The organism is Pigmentiphaga sp. H8, assembly GCF_003854895.1.
Taxonomy (GTDB): domain Bacteria; phylum Pseudomonadota; class Gammaproteobacteria; order Burkholderiales; family Burkholderiaceae_B; genus Pigmentiphaga.
The window spans coordinates 5018058-5033995 of sequence record NZ_CP033966.1 but is presented as its reverse complement, the minus strand read 5'-3'; the positions used below and the strand labels follow the sequence as shown (position 1 = coordinate 5033995).

Below are 15938 nucleotides of genomic sequence, written 5' to 3'. Positions count from 1 at the left end.
CGAGAAAAACGGAGTTCATCATGAAGACCTTTGCATATACCGCCCTGATTGCCGCTTCCCTCATCGGCGCCGCTGCCCATGCCGACCAGGGCAACAACTACGGCAACGATTTTCCCCCTCCCGGGATCTCGGCCACGCATGAATTGACCCGCGCGCAGGTGCTGGCCGAGCTGGCCGAGGCCAAGGCCAATGGCGGCATCGTCTACGGCCAGGAAGGCTTCCCCGACGAAACGGCCCAGAAGGCCGCGCCGGTCAGCCGGGCCCAGGTGGTCGAAGAGCTCAAGCGCGCCGAGCTGGCCCGCCGCGCGGGCGGCCCGGGCGAATACCCGAACAACCTGTAAGCCGCGCCGCGAGCCGGCCGGGGCCGCATCCCCGGCCCGGCCGCGCGCCTGACCAGATCCTGGAGTACCCGTCATGAAAGTCCAAGTCTTTTCCTTCGTCGCCGCGGCGCTGATCGGCCTGGCAAGCGTCTCGGCCCATGCCGCGTCGGTCCGCCCGGATCTGCTGGGTTCGCCGGTCACCGTCGAGAGCGCCGAACGCGCCATCGCGTTGAACGACGGCACGCGCTACATCAACGTGCAGTACGGCGAAACCGTGCGCTTCGACGTCAACGGCAGGAGTTTCGCCGTGAAGTTCAACGGCATCCGTGGCGCGTTCGACCTGAACGACCTGGCCCCCGCCGGTGTGCTGAACCACACCATCAGGGCCTACGTCAGTCCCTCCCCCCTGGACGAGCGCGGCCTCTGATTCCCTCCCGCACCGCGCCATCCCACCCGGACGGCGCGTAGCCCGCAGGCCATCCGCCTGCGGGCTTTTTTACGTCATGTGGCTATTCAAAGCGGTAGCCGATGTTGGTCAGCAGCAGCGTGTCCGACTTCTTCACCCCCGGCTGCGGATTGCTCATGTAGCGGTTCGACAGCGTGACCTTGAGCTCGATCTTCTTCGTGATGGACGTGGTGATGCCGGCGTCGAACTGGATGCGGTACTCGCCGCCGTCGCTGATGTTGGGGTAGAGCGCCAGGCGCTGGTTGAGCGAGGTCGTGTCCGAGATCATGTGGGTGGACTCTTCCCCCAGCAGCAGTTCGGTCGAATTGCGGGTCTCGGTGGTGAAGCGTTCGTGGTTGTAGGCCAGGCCGGTGAACAGGTCGAAGATCGTCTTCTCGGTCTTGATGATGTGCCGCCCGACGCCTGCCGCCGCGACGCCGCGCATGTCCAGTTCCTGCAGCTTGTCGTGTTCGATGTCCAGCGAGCCGAAGCCGAAGGTCCGGTCGGTGATGTCGCGGTCGTACTTGCCGCCCATGCGCAGCAGGTTGGCGGTTTCGCTGCTGCTGCCGTTTTCCTTCTTGGTGCCGTAGAGCGCGGTCAGCGTGAAGTTCAGGCGGTCCAGGTCCGTGGCGCGGCCCGCGTTGGCGCCCAGGTTGAACGACGTGGAGTCGGTGTTGCCGGAAGCCAGGCTGGCGCCGGCATTGATGGAGCCGCGCCACTTGCCGTCGGTTTTCAGCGGCGCCTGCGCCCAGGCGGGAGCGGCTGCGAGGGCGAAGGCGAGGGGAGCGATATGACGGGTCTTGAACATCGATGCGTTCTCCTTATTGCACCAGGCCGCATGGCGCGCATGCGGCGGGACATCCTCAATGACGGGTTGCCATTCGGAGTGGGGTTGGACGAGTCCGCCGCCGTTTGCTGCGTGGCCGCGAACGGCCGGGGCGGGGCTCGAAGGGAGTGCGTCGCGAGACGCGGTCGGGCACGGGAGAGCGGCGCGGCCGCTTCCCGGGTGGGGCACGCCGCTTGCAGGGCGCGCCGCCTGGGCGACGATGCGCCCAGGCGTCACCATACACCGCGCATGTGGCCGGTGCCAACGTAGAATGGCGTGATCGCTCATTCAGGCGCATGCCTTTTCGCTTCATGGATGTCATCGTTTCGCTCTGGGACCGGCTGGTGGCGTGGTTCACCGCCTCCGACACTCCCGCCCAGCTCGTGGTGTCGCTGGTGGTGCTGCTCGCTGCCATGTTCGCCACGCGCGCCACCACGCGCTATTACCGGGGCAAGGGCTCGGGCTCGACCGAAGAGCGCCGCACCAGCTACCTGACCGTGCGCAACTCCATCGTCATCGTGACGATGCTGCTGATGCTGTTCATCTGGGGCGGCCAACTGCGCCATTTCGCGCTGTCGGTGGCGGCGCTGGCGGCGGCGGTGGCCATTGCCAGCAAGGAATACGTGATGAGCGCCCTGGGCTCGCTGATGCGTGCGACCCAGCGGACCTACTCGGTGGGCGACGTGATCGAGATCGGTGGCATGAAGGGCGAGGTGCTGACCATCGATCTGTTCACGACCGCGCTGCTGGAGCAGACGTCGTCGGGCCTGGTCACGGGCCGCGTCTGCCGCTTCCCCAACATGATGCTGCTGCTCAATCCCGTGCGCACGATCTCGGCCATGGGCACCTTCGTGCTCGAGTCGGTGCGGGTGCCGCTGGAGCCGGGGGACGACATTCCGGCGGCCCAGGAGCGGCTGCTGCGGGCGGGCAGGGAAGTGTGCGAGCCCTGGCTGGAACAGGCCGACGTGCATTTCCGGCACATCGAGGGCGCCTACCTGATCGCGCTGCCCGCCAGCGAGCCGCTGGCCGTGATCGAGCCCGTGGATCCCAAGCGGCTCGACGTGGTGCTGCGCTTTCCCTGCCCCAGCAACCGGCGCGTGCGTACGGGCCAGGAAGTGCTGACCCACTACTACCGGCAATTGCAGGACCAGGCGGCGGAAGGCTGAGTCCGGCGCTGTACACTGGCGCCTGTAACGTCGTTCCAGCCATGATCCAAGCCACTTCTTCCCAAGCGGACATCCTCGTCGTCGGCACCGGCATCGCCGGGCTGGCCGCCGCGCTCGCGCTGGTCCGCCAGGGGCTGCGCGTGGGCCTGCTCGGGCCGCGTGCGCCCTTGCCGGCACCCGAGGCGGGCAGCTTCGATCCGCGCGTCTACGCGCTGTCGCCGGCCAGCCGCGACCTGCTGGCGGATCTCGGGATCTGGGATGCCCTGCCGGCCGAGCGCATCACCGGCGTGCGGCGCATGGAAATCCTGGGCGACCGGCCCGCCTGGGGCGATCGCCCCGGCCGGCTGGATCTGTCTGCGTGGCAGGCCGGTTGCGACTACCTGGCCTGGATCGCCGAATCGCGTGAACTGGAGCGGGTCCTGCGGCAGGCGGTGCAGTGGTCCGGCATACGCTGGACCACGGAAGATTTCGTCGGGCTCGAAGCCGGGCGCGACGGAGAAGGCGTGACCCTGCGGACCTCCGGCGGCCAGGCCCTGCGGGCGCGGCTGGCGGTGGCGGCCGACGGGGCCGACTCGACATTGCGCGAGGCCGCGGGGCTGTCCGCCCAGCGATCGGCCTATGGGGCGACCGGCGTCGTCACGCACCTGAGCGCGGAGCTGCCGCACCAGGAATGCGCCTGCCAATGGTTCACGCCCGATGGCATCCTGGCCCTGCTGCCCATGCCCGACACCCAGGATGGGCCGCAGGTCTCGATGGTATGGTCGATGCCAGCCGCACAGGCCGCCGCCTTGCTGGCGCTGCCCGAGCCGGACCGCGCGCATGCGCTGCAGGCCCGGCTGGCCGCGGCCACCGGGGGCCGGCTGGGCGCGTTGCGCGTGCGCGGTCCGCTGTTCGGCTTTCCGCTGGTCCTGCAACACTGCTCCCAGCTCGCCCACCGGGGCGTCGTCCTGCTGGGCGATGCCGCCCACGTGGTGCATCCGCTGGCCGGGCAGGGCCTGAACCTGGGCCTGGGAGACGTGAAGGCGCTGGCGCAGGCGCTGGGCGGCCGCGAGCCGTTCCGGCCCGTCGACGATCCGCGCCTGCTGCGCCGCTACCAGCGGTCGCGCGCGGAACCGCTGCTGGCCATGCGCGCAGTCACCGACGGGCTGTTCCATCTGTTCGGTACCCAGGCGGCGCCGGTCGCGTGGCTGCGCAACGCCGGGCTGGATCTGGTGGACCGTATGCCCCTGCTCAAGCGTATGCTGGTGAATGGCGCTTCGGGTACAGGAACTCGCGCCTGACGGGCGCGGTCCGATTGTTTAGGAGATTCGATGAAACGCATGCTGACTTCCCTGTTGCTGACCGCGGCCATGGCCGCGCCCGTGTCCATGGCGTGGGCGCAAGCGGCGAACAAGAACGCCCCCACCACCGAGGAAGCGGTCAAGCAGCGCTTCGTGCAGCGTTTCGGCGAAGTGGGCGTCGAAGGCGTGTCCCGCACGCCCTACGGGTTGTACGAGGTGCGCATCGGCGGCGAGCTGGTCTACACCGACGAGAAAGTCAGCTTCGTGCTGGACGGCAACCTGATCGACGCTTCGACCCGCAAGAACGTGACGCGAGAACGCAAGGAACAACTGCTGGCCGTGAAGTTCGACGAGCTGCCGCTGAACCTGGCCATCAAGCAGGTGCGCGGCAACGGTTCGCGGCGCATCGCGTTGTTCGAGGACCCCAACTGCGGCTATTGCAAGCAGTTGCGCCGGTCGATGGAAGGCATCGACAACGTCACCATCTATACCTTCCTCTATCCCATCCTGTCGCCCGATTCCACCGTCAAGTCGCAGGCGGTCTGGTGCGCGCCCGACAAGGGCAAGGCGTGGGACGAATGGATGCTGAACGGCAAGGCGCCCAAGGCCGGCACCTGCGACGCGCCGCTCAAGGAATTGCTGGCGCTGGGCAAGAAGCTGCAGGTAACCGGCACTCCCACCATCATCTTCGGCGACGACACCCGGGTGGGCGGCGCGATTCCCGCCGAACGGCTGCGCCAGAAACTCGATTCCCTGGGCAAGGCCAGCTAGCATCCGCAGGCCCGGCCGGCACCGGCGTTCAATTGGGGCGCAGGCCGGCCTTGGCGATGAACCGGGTCCAGGTGTCCAGCTCGGACCGGATCAGCGTCCCGAATTCCGCCGACGTGTGAGGGTCGGCGGGCGTCATGCCCAGTTCGCGAACCTGCTTGAGCACCTCGGGCTGCGCCATGATGCGGGCCAGTTCGTCATGCCACTTGGCGATCACCGCGGCCGGCGTGCCGGCCGGTGCGACCAGGCCTTCCCATTCCTTCATCCTGAAGCCGCGCACGCCGCTTTCCTCCAGCGTGGGGACGTCGGGCAGCGTGGCCAGGCGCGTGGGGCTGGTCACCGCCAGCGCGCGCAGCTTGCCCGCCTTGACCAGCGGCACGGCCACCGACGAGGTCGCGAACATGGCCGAGACGTCGCCCGACAGCAAGCCTTGTACCGCCTCGGCCGGCCCCTTGTAGGGCACGTGCAGCATCTGCGCGCCGACGAATTGCGCGAAGCCTTCGCCGATCAGGTGCGCCGGAGAGCCGTTGCCACCCGATGCGTAGGTGACGGTGCCACGGGCATTCCTGGCCCGCGCGATCAGCTGGTCCAGCGTGGCGATGTCCGGTCCCTGCGGCACGGTCAGCACGTTGTAGATCCAGACCAGGTTGGAGATGGGCGCGAAGGCGTTGGCGGTGTCATAGGGCACCTTGCCGAACAGCGCGGGCAGCACCGTATGGGTCAGGAACATCATGCCCATGGTGTAGCCGTCGGGCTGGGCCTGCGCCACGGCCGCCAGCCCGATCATGCCGGTGGCCCCCGGCCGGTTCTCGACCACCACGGGCTGGTGCCAGGCCGCCTGCAGGCGTTCGCCCACCAGGCGCGCCAGCACGTCGGGCGGACTGCCGGGGGGCAGGGGCACGATGATGCGCATCGGCCGGGACGGGTAGTCCTGGGCACAGGCCGGACCTGCGGCCAGGGCGGCCGTCAGCAGGGCCGCGAATACGCTACGTAACAGGGGCATGGCTGGGCACTCCGTGGAAGAGGCAACCGGGGTGGTTTCAGGCGGCGGCCGAGACCGGCGGCAGGAAGACGACGTCGTATTCGCGGGCCGTCTGCACGACCTCGGCCGGGTTCGACATATTGTGGATGCGCTGGTAGAGCTCGACCAGCTTGCCCGAGGGGGCCGCCCAGAACAACGCCGTCGCGGGGGCGCCGGAGTTGTTGTAGAAGGCGTGCGGGATGCCGCGCGGCATGCGCACCAGGTCGCCCGCGCCGGCGGTCTGCTTCCTGCCGTCCAGGATGAGGTCGATGCGGCCGGCCAGCACGAAGATGTACTCGTCCTGGTGGGGATGCATGTGCGGCGGCACGAAGGTCTCGACCGGGAAGGTGGCGTGCCACGAGAAGCTGTCCTCGGACATCTGCTTGGGCACGTACACCTGGCCGAGGATGTTCCACGACACGCCGTCGATGCCGGTGTGGGCGCGGGTGATGTCGGGCGTTTCGTTTCTCATTGCGGGGCTCCCTGCTTGCCCGTCAGGCGGTCGAGGGTCGACCGGACGAGCGGGTTGGTGGACGAGAACCGGGGCTTGAACGACTGCCGGGCGCGGGCCAGATCGTCCTCGTCCCAGTAGCCGATCAGGATGCCGCCCTCGGAAATGCGGGGCTGGACTTCCACCGATTCGATCGCGGCGTCCGGCACGGTCACGCGCTGGCGGGGCCGCAGCGCCCATCGGAACAGCGCCTCGTGCAGGCGCCGCCGCGCTTCTTCGTGTTCGGGCGCCGGCGACGCGCCCAGGTCCATGAACTCGTCGGGATCGGATGTGAGGTCGAACAGCATGGGCCGGTAGCCCTCGAACAGCACGTATTTCCAGCGCCCGTCGAAGATCATGCGCATCCACGCGTCGCGCGGGGCGGTGCCCAGTTCGATGCGGGCGTCCTGGAACGCGTAGTCGTACTCGCACACCACTTCCCGCCGCCAGTCCGCCGGGCGCTGGCCGAACAGCAGCGGGCGCAGCGAACGGCCGTCCATGACGTGCGGCACCGGCGCGCCGCCACAGACGTCAAGGAAAGTGGGGGCCAGGTCCACCGCCTCGACCAGGTCGGCGCAGCGGGTGCCGCGCGTGGCGTCGGCCCGGGCGTCGGGGTCGTACACGATCAGCGGCACGCGGATGACGGGCTCGTGGAACAGGTCCTTTTCCCCCATCCAGTGATCGCCCAGGTAGTCGCCGTGATCGGACGTGAACACGATCATGGTCGAGTCCATCAGGCCCGCTTCCTCCATGAACGAGAACAGCACGCCCATCTGATCGTCGATCTGCTTGATCAGTCCCATGTAGGCGGGAATCACCGCCTCGCGCACGCCGTCCTGCGAGAAGGTGCGCGACACGCGGTGCTTCATCATGGCGGCGTACACCGGATGCGGATCCTGGCGCTCGGCCTCGCTGCGCGCTACCGGCGGCACGTCCTGCGGACCGTACATCGAGGCGTAGGGCTCGGGCACGATGTAGGGCCAGTGCGGCTTGATGTACGACAGGTGCAGGCACCAGGGCTGTTCGCCGGCCTCGCGCATGAAGTCCATGGCCCGCCGGGTCATGTAGGGCGTTTCGGAGTGCTGCTCGGGAACGCGGGCGGGCAGCCGCGAGTACTTCAGGAACCAGCCCGAGCGCGCCTGGCCATCGCTGTCGGTGCCGGTGTTGGCCCAGGCTTCCCAGGGGTTGTCGCCGTCGCAGCCGTTGCGCCGCAGGTAGTCGTTGTAGGCGGGGTCGGGGTCGTGGCCCGAGTAGGGGTGGATGCCGTCGTCGCGTTCGTAGGGATCGAAGCCGCATTCGCCTATCCGCACGCCCACCGTCGAGTCCGGGTCTATGCCCAGCCGGGACATGCCGGCCAGGTCGGCCCGCATGTGCGTCTTGCCCACCAGCACCGAGCGCACGCCCAGCGGCCGCAGGTGATCGCCCAGGGTCATCTCGCCGGCCTTGAGCGGCACGAAGTTCCAGCTCGCGCCATGGGACTGGACGTAGCGCCCGGTGTAGTAGCTCATGCGCGAGGGGCCGCAGACCGGCGATTGCACGTAGGCCCGCTCGAACAATACGCCGCGCGCGGCGAGGCGGTCCAGGTTGGGGGTCATCAGGCGCTCGTGCCCGTAGCACGACAGGTAGTCGGCCCTGAGCTGGTCGCACATGATGAAGAGAATGTTCTTCACGCGCTTGGACAATTGCGACTCCCGGAGTAAGGTTTGGCCGTTCTCGTTACGGACAATCCTAGGCTTCGCGGCGCGGACAGGCTCTTCGCTTTTTTTGATATCGATTACTTGGGGTTATCACCCTCCGGACGATGCGCCTCCAACAATTGCAGCTCCTGCTCGTGCTGGCCCAGACCGGCAGCCTGCGCGCGTCGGCCGAGACGCTTCACGTCTCGCAGCCGGCCTTGACCAAATCGCTGCGACAGTTGGAAGACGAGTTCGGGACCACGCTGGTGCTGCGCACGGCCAAGGGCGTGCGGCTGGCGCCCGCGGGCGAGATGCTGGCCGCCCGCGCGGCCACCGTGATGCGCGAACTGGGGCGCGCGCGCGAGGAGATCGCCTGGCACACCGAGCATGCCCAGGCCAGCGTCACCGTGGGCTTGTCGCCCGGCGGCGCCATCCTGCTGGGGCCCGGCGCCCTGGCGCGCTTCCGGGCGCGCTGGCCGCAGGTGCGGATCCGGCTGGTCGATACGCTGTATCCGCGCATGTTCGCGCAATTGCGCGCCGGGGAACTGGACCTGGCGATCGGGCCGCTGCCGGTGGAAGGCGCGCGCCGCGACCTGGCCATCCACCCCATCTTCACGAGCCGGAACCTGATCGCCGCCCGCCGCGGCCATCCGCTGGCGGACCGTACCCGGCTGGCCGACCTGGCCCAGGCGGCCTGGGTACTGACGGGACCGGCGGGCGGGCCGGGCGACCCACGGCGGATGGACTTCGAGTCGCGCGGGTTGCCCGCGCCCGACGTGCACCTGGAGTGCGAGTCGTTCTCCACGCTGCTGGCCATCCTGCCGGACCTGGACATCCTGGGCGTCGTGCCCGAGGGATTCTTCCAGCGGCATGGTCCGGCGACGAATCTCGTGGCCCTGCCCATCGCGGACGATCTGCCCGCGACCACGATCCACCTGGTGGCGCGGGCCGACGCGCCGCTGACCGTCCCGGCCCAGCGGCTGTACGAAGCGTTCGAGCAGGAGGCGCGCGGCCTGCGCGCCGACGTGCAGCCGGCGCGCGCCCGGCGGCGCAAGAGTTAGCGCGCGGGCGCCGGCACCCCTTCGTTCTTCGGCCACAGCACCCACAGCCGGGTCGGCTGCTTCATGCGGCCGGCCATTTCCCCGGCCTCGTCGCCGAATCCCCAGAACAGATCCACCCGGGCCGGGCCCTTGATGGCCGTGCCGGTGTCCTGGGCCAGGGCCACGACGTTCATGGGTTGGCGCGAGGCCGGTTGGGTCGTCGACAGGAACACCGGGCTGCCCAGCGGCACGATGGACGGATCCACGGCCAGCGAGCGATGGGGCGTCAGGGGCAGCCCCATGGCGCCGCGCGGGCCCTCGGACGGATCGGCCACGGCTTCCTCGCGGAAGAACACCACCGCCGGGTTGGCGTTGAGCATTTCCTTGACGCGCGCCGGGTTGCGCTGGGCCCAGGCCCGTATGCCCTGCATCGAGGCCTGCGCCAGCGTCAGTTCCCCCTTGTCGATCAGCCACTTGCCGATCGACACGTAGGGATGGCCGTTGTGGTCGGCATAGGCCACGCGTATGGTGCTGCCCTGGCCGGGGCCGGTGTCCAGCACCGCGCGGCCCGTGCCCTGCACCTGCAGGAAGAAGGCGTCGACCGGGTCGTTGACCCAGACGATGGCCGGCGGCTGGCGTTCGGGCCGCTCGATCTCGCCGCGGGTGTCGTAGGGAACGACGCGCTTGCCGTCAAGCTTGCCCCGCACGCGCTTGCCCACCAGCTCCGGATACAGGCCGCCCAGGTCTATGGTCAGCAGATCGGCCGGGACCGCGTACAGCGGCCACTGATAGGCGCCGCCGCGCTCGCGCGAGGCGTGGACCAGGGGCTCGTAGTAGCTCGTGGCCAGGCCGGAGGCGACTTCGCTGCCAGGGCCGCGCACCGACCAGGGCTGCAGCCAGTGTTCCATGAACGCGCGCACCTGGTCGGCCGAGGGCGTGGGCGGCAGGTCGCGCGCGGCGGCGCACGCCTGCTGCCAGGCATACGGATCGGCCATGGGCGGGGCGGTATTCGAGACCGGCCGGCCGGTGCGCAGGATGATGGACCGGCAGTTGGCCAGGAACGGCCGCCATATGGCCTCGACCGTATCGGTCCGCCAGCCGGGCAACTGCTGCCAGGATCCTCGCACGAAGTGCTTGCTGCTCTGCAAGGCCGGCTTGCTGGACGGGCGGGGGACCGGCGGGGGCAGCGGCCGGGCGCTGTCGGGTACCGGCGCGGGCGCGGCCGTGGCCGGCGGGGCGGTCACGGCGGGCTGGGACGGCGCCGCGCCCGCGTCCTGCTGGGGCTGCACCGTGCCGGCCGGCTGCGCGCAGCCGGCCACGGCCGCGGCCAGGGCAAGCGCGGGCAGGGGGAAGCGGTTAAATTGGCGGCAATGCCAGTTTCTGGCAATGAACTCGCGAAGGGACATTATGTGGTTGCTCCTGCTGGAAGCGCTCCTGGCGCTTTCCATACTCGTCTTCATCGTGGTGTGGACCATGCGAGGTAGGGTCAATCCCCCCCCTACGCGCTCCGCGCGCCCCCCAGGGGGCGATGCGAGCGGACCGGCAAAGCCGGATCCGCTGCATCCTGTGTCCCCACCGTTGCGTTCTGGGACAGATGCCGGCGAGGAGTAGGGGCGCTCATCAGTGCAGCGTACGGGGCATGGCCAGGACGAATTCGGGGATGTCGACCTCGAAGGGCATGCCGTTCTCGCCGACGCAGTGGTAGGTGCCGCGCATGGTGCCGACCGGCGTCGAGAGCGGGCACCCGCTGGTGTATTCGAAGCTTTCTCCGGGCTGCAGCAAGGGCTGCTGGCCCACGACACCCAGGCCCCGGACTTCCTGTTCCTGCTGGTTGCCGTCGGTGATGATCCAGTGACGGCTGATCAACTGGGCGGGTTCGGATCCGCTGTTGGTGATGCGGATGGTGTACGCAAAGACGTACTGCCGCTTGCCCGGATCGGATTGGTCGGCCAGGTAGCGGGGCTGTACGGTAACCGTCAGTTCATGAGATTTCATGCGTGCGCCATAGGGGTCTGACAAGCTTCTACAATGGGAGGCATCCGGCCGGGCCGGCATCCGCGGGCTCGGCGTCCGCTGGGATGTCCCGCGGCTTGCTCCTGTAAACGGAATATCTTATGCCAGCCTTCACCATTTCCGGGCCCGCTTCCACGCGTATCGCCCCCAGCATTCTATCCGCCGATTTCGCCCGCTTGGGGGAAGAGGTGCGCAATGTCGTGGCCGCCGGTGCGGATTGGATACATTTCGACGTGATGGACAACCATTACGTGCCCAACCTGACCATCGGCCCCATGGTCTGCGAGGCCATCCGCCCCCACGTGCAGGTGCCCATCGACGTGCACCTGATGGTGGAGCCCGTGGATGCGCTGATCCCCATGTTCGCCAAGGCCGGCGCCGACGTCATCACCTTCCATCCCGAGGCTTCGCGCCACGTCGACCGCACCCTGGCGCTGATCCGCGACCACGGCTGTCAGGCCGGGCTGGTGTTCAATCCCGCCACGCCCCTGGACTGGATGGATTACGTGATGGACAAGCTGGACATCGTGCTGCTGATGTCGGTCAACCCCGGCTTCGGCGGCCAGAGCTTCCTGCCGTCCACGCTGGACAAGCTGCGCCAGGCGCGCGCCCGGCTGGACCGCTGGCAGGCGGAAACCGGCCGCGCCATCGCGCTGGAGGTCGACGGCGGGGTGAAAGTCGACAACATCGCCGCCATCCGCGCGGCGGGCGCCGATACCTTCGTTGCCGGGTCGGCGATCTTCGGCAAGCCCGACTACGCGGCCGTCATCAAGGAAATGCGTGCGCAGATCGCCAAGGGCGACGCGTCCTACGCCTGAGCCCGAACCCGGGAAGCAAGGAGCCAGCATGAGTTTTCGCGCCGTACTGATCGACCTCGACGGGACCCTGGTGGATTCCGTGCCCGACCTGGCGCGCGCCGCGAACATCATGCGGGTCGAGTTCGGCCTGGTGCCGCTGCGCGAGGACGTCATTGCCACCTTCGTCGGCAAGGGCATGGAGAACCTGGTGCACCGCGCGCTGTCGGGCAGCCTGGACGGCCGCGCCGAGCAGGAACGCTTCCCCGAGGCGCTGGACGTCTTCCGCGATGCCTACCAGGAGGTCAACGGCGAGACCGCCCGCATCTTCGACGGCGTGCTCGAGGGCTTGCAGGCCATGAAGGCGCAGGGCCTGCGCATCGCGGTCGTGACCAACAAGCCGGCCGAATTCACCGGCCCGCTGCTGGAACGGATCGGGCTGCGCGCCTATTTCGACGCCGTGGTCAGCGGCGACAGCGTCGCCCGCAAGAAACCGGATCCCGATCCCGTGCTGCACGCCTGCGAACTGCTGGGCGTCACGCCGGCCGAGGCCGTGGTGGTGGGCGACTCCATGAACGACGCGTCGGCGGCCAAGGCGGCCGGCTGCCGCGTGCTGCTCGTGCCCTACGGCTACAACGAGGGGCGGGATGTGCATGCCATCGAGTCCGATGGTATAGTTTCCACGCTTGTCGACGCGGCGCTGTGGATTTCCCAGTCGCAGGTCCTGTCCCGGACCACGGTGGTTCCGCCGGCGTCGTTCTAGTTCGTTGCTCCAGATACTCCCAGGGTCTTTCCCCGTACATATGGTTGCCATGATCCGGTCGTCCGCCCAACCCCGCGCCTGGTGGCGCTGGTGGCGTTCGTCTGCCGGGTGGTGGTGATTCTCTCCGGCCGTCAGCCAGCGCGCTGACCGGCCCCTAGCAAAAAACCCGATACGAATCTCCCCGCCCGAGTCCTGCCGGACCGTCGGGGCATGTCTGCTCGTGCGTTCCGGACAAGGTCTCCGGCGGAACCGCAACATTCCACGCGATACGAGGCAAGCATGACCGAAGTCGAATTCCAGGCCCTGGCCTCCCAGGGATACAACCGCATCCCGCTGGTGTCCGAGACCTATGCCGATCTGGATACCCCCCTTGGGCTCTACCTGAAACTGGCCCAGAGCGGGCCCCGGCGCGGCGCCATGAGCTGCCTGCTGGAGTCCGTGGTGGGCGGCGAGCGTTTCGGGCGCTATTCCTTCATCGGCCTGCCCGCGCGCACCTTCATCCGGGCGCGCGGCCGCAACGTCGAGGTGGTGACCGACGACCAGGTGGTCGAGCGCCACGAGGGCGACCCGCTGGCCTTCATCGCCGAGTACCAGAAACGCTTCAAGGTGGCGCTGCGCCCCGGCATGCCGCGTTTCGTGGGCGGCCTGGCCGGCTACTTCGGCCACGACATGGTCCGGCACATCGAGCCCCGGCTGGGCCCCTGCACCAAGCCCGATCCCGCCGGCATGGGCGATCCGGTACCCGATCTGCTGCTGCTGTTGATCGACGAACTGGCCATCATCGACAACCTGAGCGGGCGGCTCTACCTGATGGTCTACGCCGACCCTGGCCAGCGCGAGGCCTATGCCCGCGCCCGCACCCGCCTGCTGGACTTGCGCACGCAGCTGCGCCGCCCGGCCGAGATCCCGTACAGCCAGGCCAGCATGGTCACCGAGACGCGCCGCGACTTCCAGAAGCCGGACTACCTGGCGGCCGTGCTCAAGGCCAAGGAATACATCGCCGCCGGCGACCTGATGCAGGTCCAGGTGGGCCAGGTCATCGCCAAACCCTTCCGCGATTCGCCGCTGTCGCTGTACCGGGCGCTGCGTTCGCTCAACCCCTCGCCCTACATGTACTTCTGGAACTTCGGCGACTTCCACGTCGTGGGTTCCTCGCCCGAGATCCTGGTGCGGCAGGAGGCGGTGCAGGAACAGGGCGAGACCCGCAGCCGCGTCACGATCCGGCCCCTGGCCGGCACCCGCCCCCGCGGCGGCACGCCCGAGGAAGACCTGGCGCTGGCCGAGGAACTGCGCGCCGATCCCAAGGAAATCGCCGAGCACGTCATGCTGATCGACCTGGCCCGCAACGATGTCGGCCGCATCGCCGAGATCGGCTCGGTGCAGGTGACCGACCAGTTGGCGATCGAACGCTATTCGCACGTCATGCACCTGGTGTCGAACGTCACCGGGCTGTTGCGCCGGGGCATGAGCTCCATGGACGTGCTGCGCGCGACCTTCCCGGCGGGCACGCTGTCCGGCGCGCCCAAGGTGCGGGCGCTGGAACTGATCGACGAACTGGAGCCGGTGCGGCGCTGCGTGTACGGTGGGGCGGCGGGCTACCTGAGCTACGGCGGCGAGATGGACTTGGCCATCGCCATCCGCACCGGCGTGATCAAGAACGGCATGCTGTATGCGCAGGCGGCCGCCGGCGTGGTGGCCGATTCCGAGCCCGAGAAGGAATGGGCGGAAACGGAGGCCAAGGCCCGGGCGGTGCTGCGGGCGGCGGAGCAGGTGCAGCTGGGGTTGGATGATCCGGTCTAGGGCGAAGCCTGTCCGTCAATCCGCCGGCGCCACCGATACGCCCTCGATCCGGTGGCGTTCCAGGGCCTGGGCCACGAAGCCGGAGGCCTTGGCTTCTTCCACGTAGGTCCGCAGCACCCGGGCGGCCGCATCGCCGCGGCCCTTGGGCAGGCCCATGGCCTGGCGTATTTCCATGAAGCGTCCGGGCAGGAGGCGCAGTCCTTCGCGGTTCGCCATGTCGGCCTCCAACTGCTGGCGCACGCCGGCGGCGACGTCGGCGCCTTCCTTCACGAAGACCTCGACCACCGATGGCGAGGTGGGCGCACGCAGCAGCGTCGCATGCTGGAGCGCGCGGGTCAGGAACAGGTCGTAGGCGCTGCCTCGGCCGACCACGACGGTGGTGCCGGCGGCGTCGACTTCGTCGTTGTCGCGCAGCGGCGAATCGTGAGGCACCAGGTAGCATCCCTCGATGATCACGTAGGGCGCGGTGAAGCCTATGCCCTGGCCGCGTTCGGGGTCGATGGCGAAGAAGCCGACGTCGGCCTGTTCGTCGGTGACCGCGCGCACGGATTCGCCGGCGCTCTTGAAGACTTTCAGTTCGATGGGGAGGTCCAGCCGGCGCGCCAGTTCCCGCGCCAGGTCTACCGAGACGCCGCGCGGGGTGTCGCTGCCCGCATCCAGCGAGGCAAGAATGGGATTGCCGATGTTGATGGAAGCGCGCAGCACGCCGGTGGGGGCGAAGGCGGCGCGTACGTCGGGAGTGATGGGCATGGTCAGTCGTTCGCGAGTTCAGAGAAATCGAGCCGGGGTGCGCAGCAGAGGTCGATCCTGGCCTGTTGCAGCGTTTCGCTGAACCAGACGCCGATTTCCGCGGCGCGTTCGCCCACATAGACAGGGCGGCCTTCGGCGTCCAGGCGCATGCTCAGGTCATGGCCGGGGACCAGCAAGGTGCCGGGCCGCTGTTTCCAGAGCTGCCAGATTTTTTCCAGGCTGCGGGCGCTGGCCCGCGCGTCGTCGGTGTCCGCCACGCTCATGCTGAGCAGTTCGGCGCGGTTCTTGGCCGCATCGCCGGTGAACAGCACCGGTTCTTCCGTATCGGTCAGGTAGAACAGGAGATGGCCGGGCGTGTGGCCGGGGGCCGCGATGGCCTGCAGTCCGGGCAGGAAGGTTTCGCCGTCGCGCACGCGCCGCACGCGCGGCGAGGCGCACAGCTCGCGCACGTAAAGCTCGGGAATGGGGTTGAAACCCGGCGGCTGCGCGGCGGCCCAGCTCAGTTCCTCGTCGCCGATCCAGACGGTGGCCCACGGAAACAGCGTGAAGTTGACCGCATGATCGTAGTGGGCATGGGTCAGGACCACGTCGGTGACGTCGGCCGGCTGCACGCCGCGTTCGGTAAGCGCCTTCAGGATGGGCTTGCGGGCGCCGAAGGCGCCGACGTCGACGAGGATGTTGCGGCCGCCCGTGCGCACCAGCGTCACCGTGCTCCAGCCCAGGCCGCCGTGATGGGTAGCGCGTCCAGGGTAGCCCTGGACCAGGACATCGATCATGGTGGTCATG

The 15938-nt window shown here is 68.7% G+C and carries 17 protein-coding genes; 9 read left to right on the top strand and 8 right to left on the bottom strand.

The window, feature by feature from the left end:
- Positions 1-20 precede the first annotated feature (20 nt).
- Together EGT29_RS23675 and EGT29_RS23670 are read left to right on the top strand one after the other, a co-directional pair.
- Positions 21-341: a DUF4148 domain-containing protein gene (locus EGT29_RS23675; RefSeq protein ID WP_124691282.1), complete on the top strand. Its 321-nt coding sequence runs from the start codon at positions 21-23 to the stop codon at positions 339-341.
- Between the two features lie 73 nt (positions 342-414).
- Complete coding sequence (locus EGT29_RS23670) at positions 415-747, top strand: CzcE family metal-binding protein (protein WP_124691281.1); 333 nt, start codon at positions 415-417, stop codon at positions 745-747.
- Positions 748-829: 82 nt separating this feature from the next.
- Here EGT29_RS23670 and EGT29_RS23665 read toward each other — a convergent pair whose 3' ends face one another.
- Positions 830-1573: a YdiY family protein gene (locus EGT29_RS23665; protein WP_161567934.1), complete on the bottom strand. Its 744-nt coding sequence runs from the start codon at positions 1571-1573 to the stop codon at positions 830-832.
- Positions 1574-1902: 329 nt separating this feature from the next.
- Between EGT29_RS23665 and EGT29_RS23660 the strand changes: the two genes are divergently transcribed.
- From EGT29_RS23660 to EGT29_RS23650, 3 genes are read left to right on the top strand one after another with little or no spacing between them, the layout of a single operon-like run.
- Positions 1903-2757 carry a mechanosensitive ion channel family protein gene (locus tag EGT29_RS23660; RefSeq protein ID WP_161567933.1) on the top strand — a complete coding sequence of 285 codons (855 nt, stop codon included), beginning with the start codon at positions 1903-1905 and terminating at the stop codon, positions 2755-2757.
- 41 nt (positions 2758-2798) lie between these two features.
- Complete coding sequence (locus EGT29_RS23655; protein WP_124691278.1) at positions 2799-4037, top strand: FAD-dependent monooxygenase; 1239 nt, start codon at positions 2799-2801, stop codon at positions 4035-4037.
- A gap of 30 nt (positions 4038-4067) precedes the next feature.
- Positions 4068-4808 carry a DsbC family protein gene (locus EGT29_RS23650; protein ID WP_124691277.1) on the top strand — a complete coding sequence of 247 codons (741 nt, stop codon included), beginning with the start codon at positions 4068-4070 and terminating at the stop codon, positions 4806-4808.
- Between the two features lie 28 nt (positions 4809-4836).
- Here EGT29_RS23650 and EGT29_RS23645 read toward each other — a convergent pair whose 3' ends face one another.
- From EGT29_RS23645 to EGT29_RS23635, 3 genes are read right to left on the bottom strand one after another with little or no spacing between them, the layout of a single operon-like run.
- Positions 4837-5808, bottom strand: a complete 972-nt coding sequence (locus EGT29_RS23645) for a tripartite tricarboxylate transporter substrate binding protein (RefSeq protein WP_124691276.1) — start codon at positions 5806-5808, stop codon at positions 4837-4839.
- A gap of 37 nt (positions 5809-5845) precedes the next feature.
- Positions 5846-6298, bottom strand: coding sequence for a cupin domain-containing protein (locus EGT29_RS23640; RefSeq protein WP_124691275.1), 453 nt, complete (start codon positions 6296-6298; stop codon positions 5846-5848).
- Positions 6295-7998, bottom strand: a complete 1704-nt coding sequence (locus EGT29_RS23635) for an alkaline phosphatase family protein (protein ID WP_124691274.1) — start codon at positions 7996-7998, stop codon at positions 6295-6297. Before EGT29_RS23635 ends, EGT29_RS23640 begins: the two co-directional genes overlap by 4 nt.
- A 119-nt stretch (positions 7999-8117) precedes the next feature.
- Between EGT29_RS23635 and EGT29_RS23630 the strand changes: the two genes are divergently transcribed.
- Complete coding sequence (locus EGT29_RS23630; protein WP_124691273.1) at positions 8118-9053, top strand: LysR family transcriptional regulator; 936 nt, start codon at positions 8118-8120, stop codon at positions 9051-9053.
- Here the strand turns inward: EGT29_RS23630 and EGT29_RS23625 are convergent.
- Both EGT29_RS23625 and apaG read right to left on the bottom strand, forming a co-directional pair.
- A complete protein-coding gene (locus EGT29_RS23625) occupies positions 9050-10438 on the bottom strand; it encodes a murein transglycosylase A (RefSeq protein WP_124691272.1) in 1389 nt (462 codons plus the stop codon). The genes EGT29_RS23630 and EGT29_RS23625 overlap by 4 nt on opposite strands.
- 214 nt (positions 10439-10652) lie before the next feature.
- The gene (apaG, locus tag EGT29_RS23620) at positions 10653-11027 is read right to left on the bottom strand and encodes a Co2+/Mg2+ efflux protein ApaG (protein WP_124691271.1); all 375 of its coding nucleotides are present in this window, start codon (positions 11025-11027) and stop codon (positions 10653-10655) included.
- Between the two features lie 119 nt (positions 11028-11146).
- Between apaG and rpe the strand changes: the two genes are divergently transcribed.
- The 3 genes from rpe to EGT29_RS23605 all read left to right on the top strand — a co-directional run bounded on the left by rpe (position 11147) and on the right by EGT29_RS23605 (position 14402).
- Positions 11147-11863 (top strand): ribulose-phosphate 3-epimerase, encoded by a 717-nt coding sequence (gene rpe / locus EGT29_RS23615; RefSeq protein ID WP_124691270.1) that lies wholly within the window; start codon positions 11147-11149, stop codon positions 11861-11863.
- A 28-nt stretch (positions 11864-11891) separates the two neighbouring features.
- Complete coding sequence (locus EGT29_RS23610; RefSeq protein WP_124691269.1) at positions 11892-12602, top strand: phosphoglycolate phosphatase; 711 nt, start codon at positions 11892-11894, stop codon at positions 12600-12602.
- Positions 12603-12881: 279 nt separating this feature from the next.
- Entirely contained in the window at positions 12882-14402 is a 1521-nt protein-coding gene (locus EGT29_RS23605; RefSeq protein WP_124691268.1) for an anthranilate synthase component I family protein, read from the top strand.
- A gap of 15 nt (positions 14403-14417) precedes the next feature.
- Here EGT29_RS23605 and EGT29_RS23600 read toward each other — a convergent pair whose 3' ends face one another.
- Positions 14418-15152 (bottom strand): ABC transporter substrate-binding protein, encoded by a 735-nt coding sequence (locus EGT29_RS23600; RefSeq protein WP_124691267.1) that lies wholly within the window; start codon positions 15150-15152, stop codon positions 14418-14420.
- Between the two features lie 2 nt (positions 15153-15154).
- On the bottom strand, positions 15155-15937 hold the full coding sequence (locus tag EGT29_RS23595; protein ID WP_238160184.1) for an MBL fold metallo-hydrolase: 783 nt from the start codon (positions 15935-15937) through the stop codon (positions 15155-15157).
- Position 15938: the final 1 nt, after the last annotated feature.